The organism is Pseudomonas frigoris (genome assembly GCF_047758635.1).
Classification (GTDB): domain Bacteria; phylum Pseudomonadota; class Gammaproteobacteria; order Pseudomonadales; family Pseudomonadaceae; genus Aquipseudomonas; species Aquipseudomonas frigoris.
This window is the reverse complement of sequence record NZ_CP180479.1, coordinates 3,382,993-3,403,805: the sequence shown is the minus strand read 5'-3', so window position 1 is coordinate 3,403,805 and position 20,813 is coordinate 3,382,993. Positions and strand designations below refer to the sequence as shown.

Here is a 20,813-nt window from a genome sequence, read left to right as displayed (position 1 = left end):
GAGAAGGAGAGAGAGAAAAATTGAAGAAGAACGTGCTTATCATTGGTGCAGGAGGTGTCGCCAAGGTGGTGGCCCACAAGTGCGCGCAGCACAACGATGAACTCGGTCGTATTGCTATCGCGTCGCGCAACATCTCCAAGTGCCAGGCCATCATCGACAGCGTCAAGGCCAAGGGCAGCCTCAAAGTGCCCGCCGAAATCCAGGCCTTCTCGCTGAACGCCATGGATGTGGAAGCGACCAAGGCGCTGATCCGCGAAACCGGATCGCAGATCGTCATCAACGTCGGTTCCGCCTTCCTCAACATGTCGGTGCTGCGCGCCTGCATCGATACCGGCGTGGCCTATCTGGACACCGCCATTCACGAAGAACCGGGCAAAATCTGCGAGACGCCGCCCTGGTATGGCAACTACGAGTGGAACCACCTCGAAGAGTGCAAAGAGAAGAACATTACCGCCATTCTCGGCGTGGGCTTCGACCCGGGCGTGGTCAACGCCTATGCAGCATTGGCGCAACAACAGTATTTCGACCGCATTGATTCGATCGACATTCTCGACGTCAACGCCGGTTCCCATGGCAAGTATTTCGCCACCAATTTCGACCCGGAAATCAACTTCCGCGAATTCACCGGACAAGTGTGGAGCTGGCAGAACAGTCAGTGGACCAGCAACACCATGTTCGAAGTCAAACGCACCGACGATCTGCCGGTCGTAGGCGCGCAGAACCTGTACCTGACCGGCCACGATGAAGTGCACTCGCTGTCGAAAAACCTCGACGTGCCCAACGTGCGTTTCTGGATGAGCTTCGGCGAGCACTACATCAATGTGTTCACCGTGCTCAGGAACCTCGGCCTGCTCTCCGAGCAACCGGTCAAGACCGCCGAGGGGCTGGAAGTCGTGCCGCTGAAAGTGGTCAAGGCCGTGCTCCCTGATCCGAGCTCGCTGGCGCCCGGCTACACCGGCAAGACCTGCATCGGCGACCTGGTCAAGGGCACCAAGGATGGCCAGCCGCGCGAAGTGTTCATCTACAACGTGGCTGATCATGAAGACGCTTACGCGGAAACCGACAGCCAGGGCATTTCCTATACCGCAGGCGTGCCACCCGTGGCAGCAGCCCTGTTGGTCGCCCGCGGCGAGTGGGACGTGCAGCGCATGGCCAACGTCGAGGAGCTTCCGGCTGAGCCATTCCTCAAGGCACTGGATGTGATGGGCCTGCCGACCCGCATCAAGGACGAGAATGGAGATCGTCCCTGGAGCTGAAACGCTTGAGGTTCGCAACATACAGGTGAACCTCGTTTCCCGCTCCATACGCAAAAACGCCGCTCTTTGAGCGGCGTTTTTGTTTGTGCGTATTGTGTTGGGCTTGTTGAGGACGAGATCAAGAACTCTGCCTCCAACATCCCCGCCCGTCACCCACATTGAACCCCAGCCCGTCGAACCGGCACTAACCCCTGGTTGCGTGGTCAGTAATTGGCGCCTGTAGCGACAAGGACCGTCTCTGATTGCGGCGCATCCAGCTACGTTTAGTGTTTTCTCCATGCCTTAGGGCAAAACGTTCGCGATGGATTGCGTCTTGAACCGACTTTTCCTTTTGCGAGCGACACTCTATGGGTTTGCTTCTCGATCCGCGTCATGACATTGATGCCGCTTTATTAAGCTATCGCCGGGTGTTCTGGTCGCTGGCGCTGTTCAGTGGGGTGATCAACCTGCTGGTGCTGGTGCCGTCGCTCTACATGATGCAGGTGTACGACCGGGTCCTCACCAGCCGCAACGAAACCACCTTGTTCATGCTCACCTTGATCGCCCTGGGACTGTTCATGTTCAGCGCCCTGATCGAGTGGGCACGCGGCGAGGTGATGATTCGTATGAGCGCGGGGCTGGACGATGCCTTGGGCGAGCGGATTTTCGACGCCGCCTTCGCCCGCAGCCTGCGCGAGCACAACGCCAACCCGGCGCAGGTGCTCATCGATCTGGCGACGCTGCGGCAGTTGATCACCGGCCAGGGCCTGATCGCCTTGCTCGATGCGCCATGGTTGCCAATCTTCTTGCTGGTGGCGTTCATCTTTCATCCCTGGTTCGGCGTGCTGACGCTGGTTTTGGCCCTGGTGCTGACCGGCCTGGCGCTGTGGGGCGAGTTGGCGACTCGCACACGCTTGGGCGAAGCCAATCGCCTGGGTGTGCAGTCGTCGATCTATGTAAACAGCACGTTACACAATGCCGAAGTCATCCAGGCCCTGGGCATGCTCGGGCCGTTGCGCCAGCGCTGGAGCCTGCTGCAGCAACGCATCATTGCCGCCCAGGCCCATGCCAGCGACCGCGGCGCGCGTATCACTTCGATGACCCGTTTCGTGCGCATCTCCGGACAGTCTCTGGCCCTGGGTCTGGGGGCGTTGCTGGTGCTTGAAGGCCAATTGTCGGCGGGCATGATGATTGCGATGTCGCTGCTGCTGGGGCGTGCCCTGGCACCCGTGGAAATCGCCATTGGCTCGTGGAAGCAATTCAACTCCGGCCGCCAGAGCTACCAGCGCCTGAGCCAACTGCTTGCCGAGCATCCGCGCGAGCGCCTGCGCATGCCTTTGCCACCGCCGACCGGCGCAGTGCGCCTGGAGCAGGTGTATGTCGGCCCGCCCGGCGCCTCGCAACCGATCCTGCGAGGCATCAATTTCAGCCTGGCCAAAGGTGATGTGCTCGCCGTCGTCGGCCCCAGCGCCAGTGGTAAATCAACGCTGGCCAGGGCGCTGGTCGGGGTATGGCCGGCGATGGGCGGGTCGGTGCGCCTGGACGACGCCGAGATCAGTCAATGGTCCCACGACGCCCTGGGCCCGCACCTTGGATACCTGCCGCAGGACATCGAGCTGTTCGACGGCAGTGTGGCCGACAACATTGCCCGCTTCGGCGAGCAGGACGCCGACAAGATCATCGCCGCCGGGCGTCACGCCGGCATTCACGAGATGATCCTGGGGTTCCCCAAGGGTTACGACACGCCGCTGGGCCCCGGCGGGCTTGGCTTGTCCGGTGGACAAAAGCAACGCCTCGGCCTGGCTCGCGCGCTCTATGGGCGCCCGTCGCTGATTGTGCTCGATGAGCCCAACTCCAACCTCGATGAAGCCGGGGAGCAGGCGCTGGTGCAGGCCATCCGTGCGCTCAAGGCTGCTGGCAGCACCGTGGTGCTGATTACCCACCGGCCTAATGTGCTGGCGGTGGTCGATCACATCCTGGTGCTCAAGGACGGCACTCAACAAGCATTCGGTCCACGGGACCGGGTGCTCAAGGCATTGATGCCGGGGCCAAGACCGGCCGCGGTCAGGGAGGCTGGCAAAGATGCGTGATCTGACCCCCGGAACACAAACGTACAGCGAGCAACGGCCGAGCGTGCGCGGCGCCACAACGCTGCCCTGCGCCAATACCGACGCCGGGGGGGCAGCACGCTATGGTGTGGGTTTCCTGGTCCTGACGCTGGGCGGCTTCCTGCTTTGGGCCTGCCTCGCGCCACTCGACCAGGGTGTCGTGGGCAGTGGCACCGTGGTGGTGGCGGGCGAACGCAAGGCTGTGCAGTCATTGGTCGGCGGGGTGGTGGAAAAACTGCTGGTCAGCGATGGCGACCGCGTCACCCAGGGGCAGTTGCTGGTGCAGCTCAATACGGTGCAGGCACAGTCGCAACGGGACGTGACCCTGGGCAAGTTACTCAACGATCGCAGCGTCGAGGCACGGTTGATTGCCGAGCGCCTGGGCTCAGCCGAGATCCAATGGCCCGCTGAACTGCTGGAACGCGCCGACGAGTCGCGGGTCAAGGCCGCCATGGCCTTGCAGAGCCAGTTGTTTCTGACTCGCCGCGCAGAACTGGGCAGCCGCTTGCAGATCATCGAACACGAAGCCGCGGCATTGCAGCAGCAATTGCTCGGCTACGAAGGCGTCAAGCGTAACTACGATACGCAGATGCGCTTCCAGCAGCAGGAGCTGGAAGGCCTGCGTAATTTGGCCCTTGAAGGCTACATTCCGCGCAACAAACTCTACGAGGCCGAGCGCAACGCTGCCCAATTGGCTGGACAGATTTCCTCCGGAGTGGGCGATGTCGGCAGGACCCGCCAGGCGATCAACGAAAGCCGGCTCAAGGCCTTGCAGGCGCAGCAGGAATTTCGCCGCGATGCCGAAACCCAGCTCAGCGAGGTCTCTGCCGAGGCGGCAGGTTATGCCGATCAGATTCATGCCTTGCAGTTTGAAGTCGACAACGGTGCGATCCGTGCGCCAGCGTCCGGGCAGGTCATGGACGTGAGCATTCATACGGTCGGGGGCGTTGCGCAGGCCGGCCAAACCCTGATGCAGGTGGTGCCGCTGGATGCGCCGATGGCGATCACCGCGCGTTTCGAGCCGCTGATGGCCAACAAGTTGCGCCCGGGTCTGCCGGTGCATGTGCACTTCACCGCGCTGCAACGGGTGGATACGCCGACGGTCACTGGCACGGTGACTACGGTGTCGGCGGATCAGTTGATCAATGAACAGACGCACCAGCCGTACTTTTCCGCCAAGGTCGAAATTCCCGCCGACACCGTCGCCTCGCTGCAGGCCGCCGGCCTGCTTGTGCGCCCCGGCATGCTCGCCGATGTCACGGTGGTGACGGGGGAACGCACCTTGATGAATTACCTGATGAAACCTTTGCGTGAACGCTTGCTTGCGGCCTTCAAAGAGGAATGAGCATGACCGCTGCGTTCGACGCCTCACGCCTCAATGACCCGACCGTGTAATCGGCACACGGTCGTTTGTGATTGGGTCTGTGGTTAATGCCAATCAGTTAAGCCGCAACGCGATCCTTGTAGCAGCTGGCGAAGCCTGCGTTCGGCTGCGAAGCAGTCGTAAAACCAGTCACCGCGGTGTGTCAGTTAAACCGTGGGTTCAGGATTTACGACTGCTTCGCAGCCGAACGCAGGCTTCGCCAGCTGCTACAAGGATCGGGGTGCGGCTTAACTGACTGACATTAGGGTCTGTGGTGGTCTTTGGTTTTTCGGGCACTGCAAATCCCTTATGGGAGCGAGCAAGCTCGCTCCCATAAGACGTCAGGCTGTAAAGTCGCTGGCCTGCAGCTCCTTGACGCCCACCACTTCGAATTCGAACTCGGGGGTGGCGTCGGCGTTGACACTGCCGTAGAGAATGCCTTCGGCAAAGCGCAGTTGGCCGGTGGCGTTGGTGGGGTCGAAGGCGTTGCTGCCGATGAACGTGAAGGCGTCGACGGTGGCGGTCAGCGGGTTGGCGTCCAGGCCGGTAAAATCCAGATGATCACCCTCGGTGGTCTTGAAACCGCTGATCACATCGCGCAAAGCCCCGACGCCCATGTCCGACAGCGCACCAAACGCGTAGGTATCCGCGCCAGTGCCACCGGTGAGCGTGTCGGTGCCTGCGCCGCCGATCAACCGGTCATCGCCCGAACCGCCCACCAGCGTGTCGTTGCCCGCACCACCGTTCAGAACGTTCGCTGCGCTGTTGCCCGACAGACTGTCGGCGTAGGCGCTTCCCGTCAGGTTTTCGAAGAATTTCAAGGTGTCGAGCCCGGAGCCCACGGTGTTTTGTTGCGCTGACGTCGAGAGGTTTACGGTAACGCCGGACAGGGCGCGTTCAAAAGACACCGTGTCATTGCCATCGCGCCCGTCCAGCACGTTGTTGCCGGCTCCGGCGAACAGCGTGTTGTCCAGCGCGTTGCCCGTGCCATTGGCGACGCCAGTGCTATCGATATAAAGACGCTCGACGTTGTTGCCGAGGGTATAGGCCGCCAGTCTGCTGTGCACGCTGTCGATCCCTCCAGGCACCGCATTGCTGTTGGTCTCGATCACGGTGTCATCGGCGTTGTCGACATAGTAGGTGTCGTTGCCATCGCCACCACTCATGCTGTCGGCCCCTGCGGCACCATTGAGCACGTTGGCGGCGGCATTGCCGGTGATGAAGTTGCGCAGCTCATTACCGGTGCCGTCGATGTCCGACACGCCGGTCAGCACCAGATTCTCGAGGTTGGCGCCCAGGGTCCAGCTGACCGAGGCCTGCACCGTATCGATCTGCGAGGGCGAGGTGTTGGTTTCCACCACGCTGTCGGACGCGTTATCGACCACATAGATGTCATTGCCATCGCCACCGGTCATGGAGTCGGCGCCCAGGTCGCCATCCAGTGTGTCGTTGCCCGAGCTGCCCACCAGGGTATCTGCCTGGTCGGTGCCGGAAATCATCCCGCCCTGGTTTTGAGCGTTGTCGAAAATCGCCTGCGCGCTGTTGTTGTCGCTGGGGTTGCCTTGAAAGCCAAGGTCATCGGCGATGTAGTCGGCCAGGCGCTGGCCGACGATTTCCGCCGATTCCTCGTGCAGGTGCCAGACGTCGTCGGGATACACCAGCGGATCGACTTCGTAGCGCAAGGGCAGGTCGGTGTAGTCCACCGCCAGCTTGACGTCAGCACGCTCGGCGGCGATTGATTCCTGGACGGCGCGGACATAGCCAACGCCCTCGACGATGGAGGCAATCTTCTCTGGCGAATAACCACGGGCGCGCGCCGCATCCTCCTGGTAGTGACCGGTTTCCATCATGTACACGCTGAAGCTGCCGAACTGGGTATGCAGGTAATCAAACACCTTCAGGGTCGCGTCCTTGTAGGCAGCGGCCGCCGCTGTTTTGTCCGTGGCACGGCCGATCTCCTGGGCGGCTTCCTCGCCCTGGCCCCAAATGATGCCCATGGTGACGTTATCGATCGATTGCAGTTCGGTACGCTGGTCCCCCAGCAACGCGACGGCACGCAACAGCGCAGCCCCGGGCTGATTGGTGTCGGTCAACCACCAGCACAACTTGAGTTCCTCGGCGCTCATGGTCGACAGGCCGTTGACCGTGCTGCCGCCCACCGCGATGTCGATGCCGTTGCCATCGGCGTCGGTGAACTGGCTGCGCACGTCATAGGGGGTGTAGCGGTCCAGGTCTTCGACCAGCATCGAGGTGCCGGACTGATTGTCGTCCTCCGTCATGCGCAGCAGGCGCGCATTGGATTGGCCGAGTGTGGGCAGGTAGAGGATGTCCTGCTGGGCGCGCTCGCCGAACACGAAATCACTGGCGGTCAGCGTGTTGAGGTAGTTGCCATTGAGGGCGATTTCGAAGCGATTGCCATCGGCGTCGGACTCGGCGGATTTGATGTAGGTCTTGTCGCCGGCCGCGTTGAGGGTCATGTACAACGTGCCATTGCTGCCATCGCCGAGGCCGAGAAACCCCAAGCCTGACACATCAATCTTGTCGACGCCCGCGGTGAAGTCATAAATCGTGTCGGTGGCCGTGACGCCACCGGTGTCGTAGTCGCGGTAGCTGTCGAGCACGTTGGTGTAGCGGAAGGTGTCGGCCCCGTCGCCGCCGTACAGCGAGTCGCGTCCGGCGCCACCGTCGACGATGTCCGCGCCGGTGCCGGCCTTGATTGTGTCATTGCCACCGAGGCCGAGGATCAGGTCCGCGCCCGCCGTGCCGTTGAGGGCTTCGGCATTGTTGGTGCCGGCGATGGTATTGGCGGGCGCATCGGCCACCGCCAGGGCGAAGCTGTCACTGACCGACGCTCCTGAAGGATCGGTGGCCTTGACCAGTACGTTGTAATTGCCCGACGCCGTGCTGATCGGCGTACCGGTGAACGTCAGGCTGGCCGCGTTGAAACTCAGCCACGCGGGCAGGGCGCTACCGTCAGCGAGGGTCGCGGTGTAGGTCAACGCATCCTGGTCGGCGTCGGTGAAGCTGTCATGGGTGACGGTGTAATTGAACGGCGTGTTTTCGGTGGCGTTCTGGTCGAGGAGGGGAATGGCCACCACCGGCGCTACATTGCTGGGTGCGTTCTGGCCGGCGAAAACAAAATGACTCGCCGTCAGGCTGCTCACCAGGTTGCCCGCCATCGACAATTCGAAGCGGTTGCCGTTCGCGTCGACGGTGAGATCCTTGAGGTAGGTGCGGTTGCTCGAAGCACTGTAGGTCACTTGCAGCGTGCCGTTCAGGCCATTGCCCAGGGCCGTGTAGCCGAGCGCCGAGACATCGATCTTGTCGGCGGCCACGTCGAAATCGAGGATCTGGTCACTGACGCTGGTGGAACTGGTGCGGTAGCTGTCGAGTGTCGAGGTGTAGCGGAACACATCGGCACCCGCGCCACCGGTGAGTTTGTCCACCCCGGCGCCACCGACCAGGATGTCGTTGCCCGCGCCGCCATTCAGCGTGTCGTTACCGGCGCCACCGAAGAGTTGTTCGTTGGCAGCGGTGCCGGTCAGTGTGTCGTTGTTCGGCGTGCCGTTGATCACAGTGGGTGAGGCGGGCACGTCCTGCACGGCGAGGGTGAAGCTGTCGCTAACGGTGGCGTTGCTGCCGTCAGTCGCGGTGACCTGTATGGAGTAAGTGCCCGATGCGGTATCGCTGGGTGTACCGCTGAACGTACGAGTCGCTGCATCGAATGTCAGCCAGCTGGGCAGGGCGCTGCCATTCGCCAGTTTGGCGATGTAGCTGAGGCTGTCGTTATCCGGATCGGTGAAGCTGGTGGCCGGCACCACGTAGCTGAACGGGGTGTTTTCGGTCGCGTTTTGATCCAGCAACGCCGTTGCTACCACCGGCGCATGGTTGACCGTTGGCGAAGTGGCGAAGACGAAATTGGCGCTGGTCAGCTTGTCGACGTAGTTGCCGTTCAGCGTCACTTCAAAGCGGTTGCCATCGGCGTCGGCGGCCAGGGACTTGATGTAAGTCTTGGTGCCGGCACTGTTGAGCACCAGGGACACAGTGTTGTTCTTGCCATCACCCAAGCCGGTGAAACCTAAGGCCGAGAGGTCGATCTTGTCGGCGCTGATATCGAAATCGGTGATCACGTCGCTAAGGTTGGCACCGCCGGTGTTGTAGTTGCGGTAGCTGTCCATGCGATTGGAGAACACAAAGGTGTCCGCTCCGGCACCACCGGTGAGGGTGTCCATGCCGGCGCCGCCGTCGAGCTTGTCGTCGCCCGCGCCGCCACCAAGGCTGTCGTTACCCGCGAGGCCGAGCAGGGTGTCCGCCGAATCGGTACCCAGCAGCGAGTCGCTGCCGCTGGTGCCGGTGACCACGTGATTGAAGATGAAATTGCTGGCGGTCAGGGTGCTGGCGAGGTTGCCCGAGAGAATCAACTCGAAGCGATTGCCGCTGGCGTCGGCATCGTAGTCCTTGATGTAGGTGCGGTCGTTGCTGGCGCTGTAGCTGACCTGCAGGGTGCCGCCACGACCATTGCCCAAACCCGTGAAACCGAGGCCGGCGAGGTCGATCTTGTCCTGGGTGACGTCGAAGTCGGTAATGGTGTCATCGAAGCTTGCGGTTGCGTTGCGGTAACTGTCGGACTGAGCGACGAAACGGAACGTATCGGCGCCGGTACCGCCGGTGAGTTTGTCGGTGCCTGCACCGCCCACCAGAATGTCGCCACCGGCCCCGCCATTGATGGTGTCGTTGCCGGCTGCGCCGTAGAAAATCTCGCTGGCGGCACTGCCCAGCAGGGTGTCGTTGCCAGCCGTACCTTGCACGGTGGTCATCGGCGCCGTGGCACTGGCGTAGCTGCCGTCGCCATAGACCAGCGTCGCGCCCTTGCTGGTGTGGCTGATGGTGTTGCCAATAATGGCGTTGCGGTCGGTGCCGTCTTCATTGCGCTCCGCAACACCGTAGGTCGACAGGTTGCTGCCGCTGATGATGTTGCCCTGGATCGTGTTGTCGCTGCCGTTGAAGTACTTGCCGGACACGCCCAGGGTGTCGTCGTAGGACTGGATGATGATTTCCGGTACGGGGTTGCCCAGGGAATTGTTGTTGAGCGTGTTGTCGATGATCTCGACGTGGTTGCTGCCGTAGATGCGGATCCCGGCGCTGGCGTTGTCGTGAATGTCGACGTCGCTGACGGTCACCTCGCTGGACAGCTTGATCAGCACCCCTTCGGCGCCGTTGCCGTACACCTCGCCACCGGTGATGGTGATGTTGCTGGGGGAGGGGATGTTCTCGCTGCCGCGCTGCACCACGATGCCGTTGCCGCCATTGTTGTAGGCAACGTTGTTGGTGAGGGTGAAGTCGTGGGTACTGGTGACGACGTTGAAACCGTGGCGGTCATTGTCGTAGGCGACGTTGTTTTCGAAGGTGCTGTCGCTGAGGAAGTCAGCAACGAAGCCGTCCAGGCCATTGCCGTGGGACACGCTGTTCTTGATGACCATGTTGACGGTCTGCTCGTGGGGGTCGAAACCGTACCCGGAGCAATCCTTGATCTCGACGCTGTCGAGGGTGACGTTGGAGTCGTAGCCTTCCTGGCCGGGGATGAAGCCATTGAACCAACCGTCGATCTTGCCGGTGGTGTGGTCACGGTTGCCGTCGATGGTGAGGTTGCTGACGCCAAAGTCGTGGGTTTCCTCGCCATAGGCCGAGCGGATGACACCCGTGATCTTGGTGTCGGAGCCGTCAGCCACCTTGACGGTGGTTTTGCCCATGCCGTCGCCGTACAGGGAGACGTTGCTCTTGAGCATCAGGCAACCGTCGGAGGGTTCCTCGCCTCCCGAAACGATGTAAGTTCCGGTCGGCACATACACCTGCCCCCCACCTGCGGCGGCCGCTGCATCAATCGCACTTTGTATTGCCGCGGTGTCGTCTGTGATGCCATCTCCTTTGGCGCCAAAATTTTGAACATTGAAAATCATGAGCTTATCTCCGTATCGGGCTAAAACCTCGGAAGATGCCAATATTCCATCGACAGCCACGGTGTTAGGGCCCAACGAAGCGCAAAAGTTGTGACCACATATCGGGGAGGTGTCAAAAAACCGCACTAACTGATCAGCGGTTGTGAGGTGTTTCGAAAAAATAACGTTCTGTTGACGCTCGCTCCTTTCAGCCCAATCCAAAACAGAGTCAGAAAAATTGAGCAGGATTGGCTTGTCTCGCAACCGTTGAGCGGTTGAGGACGATAGCGGGTCAAGGCATCGATATTCGGGCCGATAAGATCAACAAGTACATTACGGACTTGTCCTGCCAACAGTCCGCCGCCTGGAAGCCTAATGAAAAGCAAGCCTCTCGACCCTCTGCCGCAGATGCAAACCTCCAATCTTTCCCTGACCCGCATGTCTTTGACGGGCTTCTCTTGTCTGTTGTTGTCGATCTTCCTGTTGGCCAGCACCTTGATTGTTTACATCGCCTTCGAGCAAAACCAGGACGCCGAGCGCCGCAGTCGCTTTTATACGGAAAAGGCCGTGCAGGCCCTGGAGAAGTCGGTTCTTTTGACGATCAAGGATTACGCATTCTGGGGCGATGCCTATGAGCACCTGCACAGGAAGGTGGATACCGACTGGGCATTTGTCCGCCAGAATGCCGGTTCGTCGCTGTTTGAGGATTTCGGGTTTGAGGGCGTGTTTGTGATCGATCCGACCGATCGTACGGTGTACTCGGTCATCAATGGGCAGCTGGAATCGGTCACCGCTGAAGACTGGTTGAAACAACCCATCACCGCGCTCATCGAACGTGCACGCATCGATGTCGAAAGCGAAACACCCATCAAGGCGTTTCTCGATGTCGACGGCACCCCGGTGTTGGTCGCTGCCGCGCCCCTGACGCCTGGCACCAACCCCCAAGTCGAAACGGATGACAGGCCAGCCTCAATACTGTTGTTCGTCTCCAGGCTCGATGCTGCCCGATTGAGTAGCATGGCCAGTGATTTCGGGATTGCTCAATTGCGCGTGGCCTCAGGTGATAGCGCAGCGCTCGGCACATCGTTTTTGCGTCTGGGGGAAACCGGTACGGCGGGCACCCTGCAGTGGACACCGGCGCAGCCGGGGTATCGGTTGATGACCGTGGTGTTGCCGCTGATCGGTATAGCGGGGCTGATTATCGGACTGATGACCTGGCTTTTTCAGCGGCGTACCACGGCGGCTGCGCAAGTGATGGATGCCAGTTACACCTCCTTGCAGGTCAGTCGCACGGCATTGGCGGCCAGTGAGGCGCGGTTTCGTGATGTCGCCGAAGCGTCCTCCGACTGGATTTGGGAAATCGATACCGGGTTGCGCTTCACCTACCTGTCAGAGCGCTTCGAAACCGTGACGGGACTGCGCAGGGCCGAGTGTCTTGGTCGTCCTATCGATGACTTGCTGGTGTCTGATCAGGGCCCGCTTTCCCAGTGGTTGAAAAACCACTCGCGACGGGCCAACGCCATCTTGCAATGCAGCTATCTGTCAGGGGACGGGCAAGCCAGGATTTTCCGTCTTTCCGTGCGGGAGATGGAGGGGCTGGGCTATCGCGGCACGGCCAGCGATATCACCGAAGAAGTGGCGGCCCGCCGACGGATCGAATACCTGTCGCAACACGATGCGCTGACGGGCCTGGCGAATCGCGCCCGTATGCAGGAATTCCTCGATGGCAAACTCAAGGCTGCGCCGACCCTGAGTGATCCGTTGGTCATGCTCAGCGTCGACCTCGATCGCTTCAAACCGGTGAATGATTTGCTCGGGCATGCCGCAGGCGATCAAGTGCTCAACGAGGTCTCCAAAAGGCTGGGGCAGTGCTTGCGCTCCGATGACCTGGTCGCGCGAATCGGTGGCGATGAGTTTGTGCTGGTGGTGGCGAATATGGTTTCTCAGGATGAGGTCGAGCACCTGTGCCAGCGCCTGATCGACTGCATCGAACAGCCGTTCCAGATTAATGAGCATGAGGTGTTTATCAGTGCCAGCATCGGCATTGCCATGGCACCGGCCGACGCCACCCTGGCCGATGAGTTACTGCGCTATGCCGACATCGCGTTGTATGAAGCCAAGGATGCAGGACGCAATACCTGGCGTTTTTACGCGGGCGACATGAATGCTCGAATCCTCGATCGTCGTCAGTTGGAAAGCGATCTGCGTCACGCGATCAAACATGATGAGTTGCGTCTGCACTTTCAGCCGCGTTATCAGATTGCAGGCAGGGTCATGGCCGGTGCCGAAGCGCTGGTACGTTGGGAGCACCCGGTGAGAGGGCTGTTGGCGCCCGACGTTTTCATTCCCATAGCGGAAGAAACCGGGTTGATTCTGCCGCTGAGCAACTGGGTGCTGCACACCGCTTGCAGGACCGCGTCGACCTGGCCTGAAGAACTCTTTGTATCGGTGAACCTGTCGCCGACAGAGTTTCAGCGCGGGCAACTGGTGTCCAGGGTTCAGGCGGTGTTAACGCAGACCGGTTTGAATCCGGCCCGGCTGGAATTGGAATTGACCGAGAATGTCATGCTGGACGACGCCAAGGGCGCGCTGCAGATCATGCACGACTTGAAGGCCTTGGGTGTCCGCCTGGCAATGGACGATTTCGGCACTGGGTACTCGTCATTGAGCTACCTGCGTTCATTTCCTTTCGATGGGTTGAAGATCGATCGCAGCTTTATTTCCGGGCTGGCCGCCAGCGGTGATGATCAGTCGATCATCGAGGCCATCGTCGGGCTGGGCAGGGCCCTGTCGCTGACAGTCACGGCAGAGGGGGTGGAAACGATCGAGCAACTTCAGGCGTTGCAGGATGCGCGGTGCGATGAGGTTCAAGGGTATTTCTTGAGCCGGCCCATGGATGCGCAGGCGATTGGACACTTGATTGGCGTCCACGCGAAGCATTCAGGGCTGCGAGCGCTGGCCGAAAGCGCTCACGCTGAAAGTTAACACGTCAGCTGCGCACGCTTTACTGCACCATTTGCTCGACCAACTCTGGCGTCACGTAGTGCGGCCCGTCGAACAGGTAGAGCGGATATCCGTCATAGGCCGCCAGTTGCGGTTTGAGCTCGGCAGCGGTCGCGGAGCGGAAGCCGCCACCAAAGTTGGGGCGGAAGGCTTCGACGATGATCCGCACACGGTCATTGCCCAGACGCTGGCGCAGGGCGTCGGCGTAGGTTCGCGCGACCGGTGCAGTGCGGGCGTAGACGCCAACACCGTCCTGGAAGAACACGCCGATGTCATCCGGCAGCCATTGCTTGAGCCATTCGGCGGTGGCGACGGGGCCGATATTGGCACCGTCATAAACGCTGATCCACAACGGTCTTGGCAGCTTGGCCAGCAGGGCGGGCAGGTCTTTGGCGCGGGTCCAGCTGGGGTCGACTTCAGCCGGGAAATACCAGCCGGTCACGTGTAACGGCGTAGGCAATTTGGCGATCCGCTCCGAGACCGTGGCCAGTTCTTCGATGTTGTCCCGAGAGCGGTTCTCGCTGAAATAACCCGCCAGCCCCAGGATCACGTCCTGCGCCCAGGGTGCCTTGGCGATGCGCGCCCAATCGGGCAGCACCGGTACGGTGGGCAGGCAGGTACCGGGAACGAAGGCCTGATCGTCCACGACTGTCCATTGGACCAGCAGCTCACGCGCTCCCAGTTTTTCCCAGTGTCCGCTGATTCCGACGGTCTTGTTATCCGGCTGCCAGACGATGCCGACAATCCCCGGGTCCAGGGCCTTGGTCTTCGTCACGTAGAGCATGCCGGTACCTGCGCCGACGGTGACGGCAAGCAACAGAGCAGCAACGGTCGCGCGACTGGCGGTGTAGCCGAAGATTTTCACGGCAGTGCCTTTTTGATGCGTTGATGCCATTGGCTCAGCGAGGTGACGCCTTTGGCGTTCCAGTTGGCTGCCGCATCAGGGCCAAGGTGGAACTGGCCCTCGTTGAATTGCCAGACGATCACTTGCGGCTTGTGTTCGGCAAAATCCGCCGACTCCAGGTATTGCAGCAGCGTAGCCCACGGACCGACGTCGCCGGGGTTCCAGGTCAGTGCGACGGGACGGTCCAGGGTATTTGAAAGCTTCTGCGTAAAACCCAGGTAAGGCTGGACAAAGCTGTTGCCTATCACTTGGACCGGTGCCGGCGCATCGTCGATCAGCAAGTCGTTTTCGGCCTGATGGCGAACGGTGTAGATGTCGCGACCAATCGCCTTGCGCTTGATCGCTGGCAGAAAATTACTGGCCAGGTCGCCGAACGCGCGTCTGTCGAACCATTGGCCCAGCACCGCGCCACCACCGGGGTCACCTCGCAGACGGTAGCGCTCGGTAATCAGTTGCGCCGTGAAGTCGGCGGTGTTTTCGGCGCTCCAGGCTGTCCAGTGGTAGTCGGCGCGGTAAAACGCGGTCTGTTTGCCTTGCTCGGTCCGATGCAGGATTGGCTTGATGTTCAGCGTGGTCAGACCTGCTTGGGCCAAGTCGTTTTGCAGGTGGTCGTAACGCTGCATCACGGCGACGCTCAAGGGTTGATCGGCGGGCAGCCGCTGGGCATAAAACGGCGCTTTCATCGGCACCACCAGCACTACCAGCCCGATATGTTCGCGTTCAAGTTGCTGCTGGAGTTCTTTGACCAGTGCAATGCTGCGGGCAGTGCCGGTGTTGTCGACTTTGCTCAGGCTTTCCCAGGCCGGGAATAACCAGCCGCCGTTGCCGGTGATCACCGCCGACGCCGCTTGAACGCCGGTGCCTGACAGGCTCGACAGCAGGCCAGCGATCATGGCGGACATCGACAACCGACGGGTAAAACGATCGGGTTTGGATTGAAGGTTCATGGGGCGGTCTGGTCGACAAGGCCAATCAGGCGAGGGGCCTGGCGGGAGCCGATCAGGAACAGGCTATAACGATCGCCGGCCTTGAAGGGCGCCAGCTTCAACGGCGGGCTGGCGTTGTCATTGCAGCTGGCAACCAACGTCGCCTGCACCGGGTTGATCGTGCGCTGGGCTTGTCCGTTGAACGGCAGCTGGGTGAATACCGGGGCGCCATTGGCCAGTTTGACTTCAGCCTTTTCGCAACCGCTGCTCAGGTTATAAACGCTGAGCTCGGCGCGCAGGTATTTACCGCGCAGCGGCGGGTCGATGACCAGGCGTGGCGCCCGTGCCGGATCGCTGTCGAGAATCAGCGTGACCCACGCACTTTTCGGTGCGCTCAGGCCTGTTATCTCGCGACCATTGATGGTCAGCTTGAGCGGTTGCCGCGAGTCCACGACCTGGAAGGGACTGGCCACCGTGCTCTGGGCGGAAAGGGCAAAGGTCGCGCCTTGCTCAATACGAACCTGCATGGCGGTATCGCCGGGATTGACCACCCGCACATACGCCGAGCCCTCGGGCAGTTTTGGCGCATACAGCTGGGCGATTTCAGGGGCGGCGTGTGCCCACATCGGGACCAGGCCAAGACCTAGCCACAAACACATTCGAACGTTCATGCAAGTCCTCAATAGGAATAGGTCAGGCGAGCGAACACGCCTTGAGCGCGGTCATCGCCCAGCACCTTCACGCGGTACTGCAGAGAAAAGTCCACATACGAGCGGGGGGCGTTGTACGCATCTTCACGGAACCAGTACCGGACGTTGTTACCGATACCAACGCCACCGGCCTTGCCAGATGATGAGTCCGTGCTGCCGTCGGTGTCCGTCTTGCTGTTCATCTTGGAGTCGTAGTCGAACGCGGCCACGACATGGGGGAAACTCACCCAGCGCGAGCCTGTGCCGCCGATGGCGTAGCTGCGACCCACCTGCCATTCGCTGTTGAAGTAGTCGCGCGAGTCGTTGACGTAATGACCGGCTTCAGCGAACAACTGCGAGGTCCACCAGCTGGAGGCATCCACTCGCAGATCGGTCCCGATGCTTGAGCCGTAGCCCAGACGCACCAGCCAGTCACCGTCGACGTCCGACGATCCCAAGGGGAATGTACGCTCGACGGCGGCCATCACGTTCAGCGATGTGAAGGGTTTGACCCGGACACCCACGGCGCCTTGCAGCGCATCGAAACCGGTATCCGAATCGCCGTTCTTGCTCCACAGCGTGTCGGTGATGCGTCCGTAGAGTTCGACAAAACGTGCGTTGCGATAGCCCAAGGGACGCCAGGAAAGCTCGGTGCTGTTTTGCAGGCTGTCATTGCTGTTGCTGCCGCTACTCGGCGCTGAGCTCAAACCGCTGCTCGAACTGTTGCCGCGATAGCTGGTAGTGCTGGTCAATCCCCAGGTGCGCGACACATCGGCCACCGCGCGACGGGTGTCGAACAGTTGCTGTGGGGACATATCGAGTTCACCGGCATTTTTCGCGTCGATGACTCGCTTGAAGTAGGTAACGGCTTGCTCGTCGTCATTGACCCGCATGGCGTTGTACGCCGCATCCTGTGTTGCTGTCGGCGTGAGTCGGGTATCGGCATCAGCCTTGCGGAACGAAGTGTGGGCAGCGTCATCGTCGCCGGCCTGGACCGACAAATAAGCGATCTGCAGGTCGCTCATCGATTCCAGCTCGCCCGTGTCCCCCGCTTGTTGCAGGCGTTCGCGCGCAGTTCGGCGCTGGCCGATGGCGGCATACAGACTGGCTTCTTCGTAAGCGGGAAGACTGGCCAGCGCCAGTGCCTGGGTAAAGTCCTTGCGCGCCCCGGCATCGTCACCCGATTGTTGACGCAGACGGCCGCGCTGGGCGAGCAGACGAGCGTCATCGCCCGTGAGCTTCAGACCTTCGCTGGCTGCCGCGATGGCTTCGGGCACACGTTTCTGATCACTCAGGGCGCTGACCAGCAGTCGGCGGTAAGCCGGATTCTGTGGCGCACGGGCAATGGCTTCGTTCGTCAGGGCAACCGCCGTCGCAGGGTCTTTGCGGGCCAGGGCCGCGTAGGCTTGGCCGGCCATGTCGGTTCCGCCATCACGTTGGTTGCCCGGCCAGATATCACAGACCAGGCCGAAAGCCGTTTCCTGACAGTTCAAAGCCGGAGCAGGGAAGTGGGCAATCACGTTCGCGCCATTGTTTTTCTGCCGCAGCGCCATTCGGGCAGCGGTACGTCGGCGGGCCACTTCGCCGCCTTCATCGTCGACCAGTGGCTGCAGATGATCGAGCGCCTGCTGAGGCTCGCCATGGGCCAGTGCGGCGTCCGCGGCGAAGAAACGAATGTCACGAATTTCCGCTTCCAGCAGGCCATCGATGGCCAGGGCGTGATTCAGGTCAGCCTGGGCGGCCTGAGTTTTGCCCTGACGATCAAGGGCGTAGCTGCGCAGAATCCACGGCGCGATTTCCCCATCGTCTTGTGCCAAAGCGCCTGACGCGGCCTGTTCGGCCCCACGGTAATCCCTGGCAGCGAGCAGGGCACTGATCAGCAATTGCTGATTGGCGCCGATTTCCGGGGACAGGGCGACGGCTTTTCGGGCTTGGTCAATGGCGAGGGTCGCATTGCCTTGGTCCAGGGCGCGATAGCCCTGAACCGCCAGCGGCGCCGCCAGTTGACGACGAATCGCTTCGCGACGCATCAATAACGTATCGTCGTCCGGGAACACCGCGAGGGCCTGGGTGGTGGCTTGATCCGCTTCCTGTAGATGTTGTTGGCGTTGCAACGACTCGATCAGCAGCAGTCGATAATCCATGCGTTTGGGCGCTTGGGCGATGGCTTTGCGTGCCGCTTGGGCAGCCACGCCGAAGTCATCGCGATCATAGGCCTTGAACGCCTGGGCCGCGGGGCCGAAGCCTGGGGCCTGACGTGATTGCGGGTAGCGCTTGGGATGGTCTCGCTGTTCCTTGTCGCGTTGTGCCAGTGCAATCAAGGTGTTCAAGCGAGTGATATCAGCCCGCTGACGCAACGCTTCGCGGGCCTTGGCGATGGCCAGGTCGTAATCTTTACGCTCGTACGCGCTGTACGCCTCGTTGGCAGTTTCAAAGGCCGGGCCGGTCAACGGCAGGGGCAGCGTCTCGGCATGAACAAGCCCAGGTAACAGGCTTAGCCCCGTGGCCATCAGGGTCAGGAAGGGGCGGTTCATGCCGGAAGCTCCGCAGGGTAGTGGCTGTGCTGACGCGCCACAGCCTTTTCGATGGTGGAGCGGGGCAGCACGCCGCTGTCGACCAGGTAGTCGCCAATGCGTCCGTGACGCTGCGGGCGGTACTGCAACATGGTGCGATTGAATACGTCGCGATCCAGCAGCCCCATTTCGATCAACAGGTCGCCCAGCAGCGGCGCACGGGCATCCGGCACGGATTGGCCTTCACGCACGTTCAGTTGACGCAATTGCGCGACGATTTCGCTTTCACGGGCAATCAGCTGCACCGGTTCGCTGCCCAGTTCATCGCTGACCTGTTGCAGACCTTCGGCCGGAAGAGGGCTGGCGACGGCGATTTGCGCGCGGCCGTCGGCATTCAAGCCAAGCGGCACCACGCGCCAGCGCAGGGCGAACTCATCGTCCAGCGTCAGGATCGAGTCCCGTGCCTTGGCGGCCACATTGAACACCCGCGGCAGATCGTTCTGGAAGGCGATGGCTTCAGCCAGCGTCTCATCGTCCAGCCAGCCGTTGCTGAGCAAAATCCGCCCCAAGGGCATGTGCCGGGTTTTCTGTTCGGCGAGGGCGCTTTGCAGGTCAGCATCGTTGATCGCCTGCCAGGACAGCAACACGCTGCCCAGCTTGCGCGGTGCGGCAGCCACCAGGTCGGTGGACGGGAAGTCGTGCATGGTCTTGTCCCACACCAGTTTGCGGTTCAGCGCCTTGCCCACCAGGAACATGCGCCAGGCGCGTGATGCGGCCATGAAGTTGACGAAGTTGCCCACCACCATGCGCGGGATGGACAGCAAACCATGCTGCCAGCCGTACAGTACGGTGGTGAAATAGCAGCGGTGCGCGATACGCCAGGCCAGCGCGATACCGTTGGCCAGTAGCAGGTATTGGATAAAGCCATTGGTTTCAAAGGGTGTCGGGAAACTCACGTCCCACAGGCCACTCTGGCGCAGGATGATCAGGCCCAGCAGCTGCACCAGAATCACGTAGGCGATGATGCTGACGAATGCCGTCACCACGCCCTTGCGATCACGAAACAGCAGATAACGGTTGGCCAGCGAGCCGTTCCAGCCCATTTGCTCCCAACCTTGCAGGCCAATGCCCAGCGTCCAGCGGGCTTTCTGGCGGAACGCGGTACGGAAGGTATCGGGAAAGAATTCCCGCACGCACAACGGCATCTTCAGGGTCGATTCGTAAGGTTTGCGAAACCATGATTTACGTAACACGCGAAACTGCACCGGGAAGCGCACGAAGATTGCGTTCATGCCGACCTTGGCCAGGCGTGCGCCGACGTCGTAGTCCTCGGTGAGGCTGTCAGTGTTAAACGGCTGGTTCTGGGTTTCCCCGGCCAGTACGCGCAAGGCACGATGGGAGAAACAGGTGCCGACCCCGGCAGACGGCACCGTGTCGGTCATGCTTTCACGTACCACCAAATCCTTGCCATGCCATTCGGCGAATTCGTCCATGTAGGTGCCGGCCACCCATTCGTACCAGTTGCGCTCCAGCGAAACCACGGGTAACTGGATCATGTCCTTGCGCGGCAGCAAGTAGTTGAACAGGCGTAACTCCATCGGGTGCAGTACGTCTTCGCTGTCGTGCAGCACCACGCCGGCGAAGGTCATGCCGTGGGTTTTCTCGTGCAGAAAGATCGCCTGGATCACCCAGTTCAAGCAGTCGGCCTTGCAGGTCGGCCCGGCATGCGGGACTTCCACGCGATGCAGCTGCTTGTAGCGCCGACGCATGCGTTCCACTTCATCGATGGTGCGTTGGTCATTGATGTAGGTGCCGACGAAGACCACATAGTTCTGGTAATCCAGAGTCGACACCATGTTCTCGATCATCGGTGCGATGACGTCATATTCCAGCCAGGCTGGGACCATGATCGCCAACGGCTGTTCATCCCGGGCCATCAATTGCTCGGCGGTCAGCGGCCGGTATTTGCGATCCACGGTGAACTTGCGAAACAGGCGGCGAGACCAGTACCACAAGTCAATGAACAGATCGTCCAGGCTGGAGATCAGGATCAGCACTGCGACCACGATGGTCGAGATCTCCAGGAAGCTGTAGTAGTGGGCCAGCCAGTAGGGCCAATAAAGCGACGTCATCGAA

At 61.0% G+C, this 20,813-nt stretch carries 10 protein-coding genes; 4 read left to right on the top strand and 6 right to left on the bottom strand.

Features of this window, described 5'->3' with window-relative positions; genetic code table 11:
• Positions 1 to 20: 20 nt before the first annotated feature.
• From ACMXYH_RS15625 to ACMXYH_RS15615, 3 genes are all read left to right on the top strand, one after another.
• A complete protein-coding gene (locus ACMXYH_RS15625) occupies positions 21 to 1,256 on the top strand; it encodes a saccharopine dehydrogenase family protein (RefSeq protein ID WP_056742289.1) in 1,236 nt (411 codons plus the stop codon).
• A 347-nt stretch (positions 1,257 to 1,603) separates the two neighbouring features.
• On the top strand, positions 1,604 to 3,325 hold the full coding sequence (locus ACMXYH_RS15620; protein ID WP_415767644.1) for a type I secretion system permease/ATPase: 1,722 nt from the start codon (positions 1,604 to 1,606) through the stop codon (positions 3,323 to 3,325).
• Positions 3,318 to 4,688: an HlyD family type I secretion periplasmic adaptor subunit gene (locus ACMXYH_RS15615; RefSeq protein ID WP_415767643.1), complete on the top strand. Its 1,371-nt coding sequence runs from the start codon at positions 3,318 to 3,320 to the stop codon at positions 4,686 to 4,688. The genes ACMXYH_RS15620 and ACMXYH_RS15615 overlap by 8 nt, the downstream gene beginning before the upstream one ends.
• Positions 4,689 to 5,047: 359 nt before the next feature.
• Here ACMXYH_RS15615 and ACMXYH_RS15610 read toward each other — a convergent pair whose 3' ends face one another.
• Positions 5,048 to 10,663: a putative Ig domain-containing protein gene (locus tag ACMXYH_RS15610; RefSeq protein WP_415767642.1), complete on the bottom strand. Its 5,616-nt coding sequence runs from the start codon at positions 10,661 to 10,663 to the stop codon at positions 5,048 to 5,050.
• A 354-nt stretch (positions 10,664 to 11,017) separates the two neighbouring features.
• Between ACMXYH_RS15610 and ACMXYH_RS15605 the strand changes: the two genes are divergently transcribed.
• Positions 11,018 to 13,627 (top strand): bifunctional diguanylate cyclase/phosphodiesterase, encoded by a 2,610-nt coding sequence (locus tag ACMXYH_RS15605; RefSeq protein WP_415767640.1) that lies wholly within the window; start codon positions 11,018 to 11,020, stop codon positions 13,625 to 13,627.
• 19 nt (positions 13,628 to 13,646) lie between these two features.
• On the opposite strand, the gene ACMXYH_RS15600 is transcribed toward ACMXYH_RS15605, so the two are convergent.
• Genes ACMXYH_RS15600 through ACMXYH_RS15580 form a run of 5 tightly spaced genes read right to left on the bottom strand, consistent with a single transcriptional unit; the run spans position 13,647 to position 20,809 of the window.
• Positions 13,647 to 14,540 carry a hypothetical protein gene (locus ACMXYH_RS15600; RefSeq protein WP_415767639.1) on the bottom strand — a complete coding sequence of 298 codons (894 nt, stop codon included), beginning with the start codon at positions 14,538 to 14,540 and terminating at the stop codon, positions 13,647 to 13,649.
• Positions 14,507 to 15,496: an alginate O-acetyltransferase AlgX-related protein gene (locus ACMXYH_RS15595; protein ID WP_415767638.1), complete on the bottom strand. Its 990-nt coding sequence runs from the start codon at positions 15,494 to 15,496 to the stop codon at positions 14,507 to 14,509. The genes ACMXYH_RS15600 and ACMXYH_RS15595 overlap by 34 nt, the downstream gene beginning before the upstream one ends.
• On the bottom strand, positions 15,493 to 16,146 hold the full coding sequence (locus ACMXYH_RS15590; RefSeq protein WP_415767637.1) for an alginate O-acetyltransferase AlgF: 654 nt from the start codon (positions 16,144 to 16,146) through the stop codon (positions 15,493 to 15,495). Before ACMXYH_RS15590 ends, ACMXYH_RS15595 begins: the two co-directional genes overlap by 4 nt.
• Before the next feature lie 8 nt (positions 16,147 to 16,154).
• The gene (locus tag ACMXYH_RS15585; protein WP_415767636.1) at positions 16,155 to 18,698 is read right to left on the bottom strand and encodes a bacteriophage N4 adsorption protein A; all 2,544 of its coding nucleotides are present in this window, start codon (positions 18,696 to 18,698) and stop codon (positions 16,155 to 16,157) included.
• Positions 18,695 to 20,809, bottom strand: coding sequence for a glycosyl transferase family protein (locus tag ACMXYH_RS15580; RefSeq protein WP_415767635.1), 2,115 nt, complete (start codon positions 20,807 to 20,809; stop codon positions 18,695 to 18,697). Before ACMXYH_RS15580 ends, ACMXYH_RS15585 begins: the two co-directional genes overlap by 4 nt.
• Between the last annotated feature and the right edge of the window lie 4 nt (positions 20,810 to 20,813).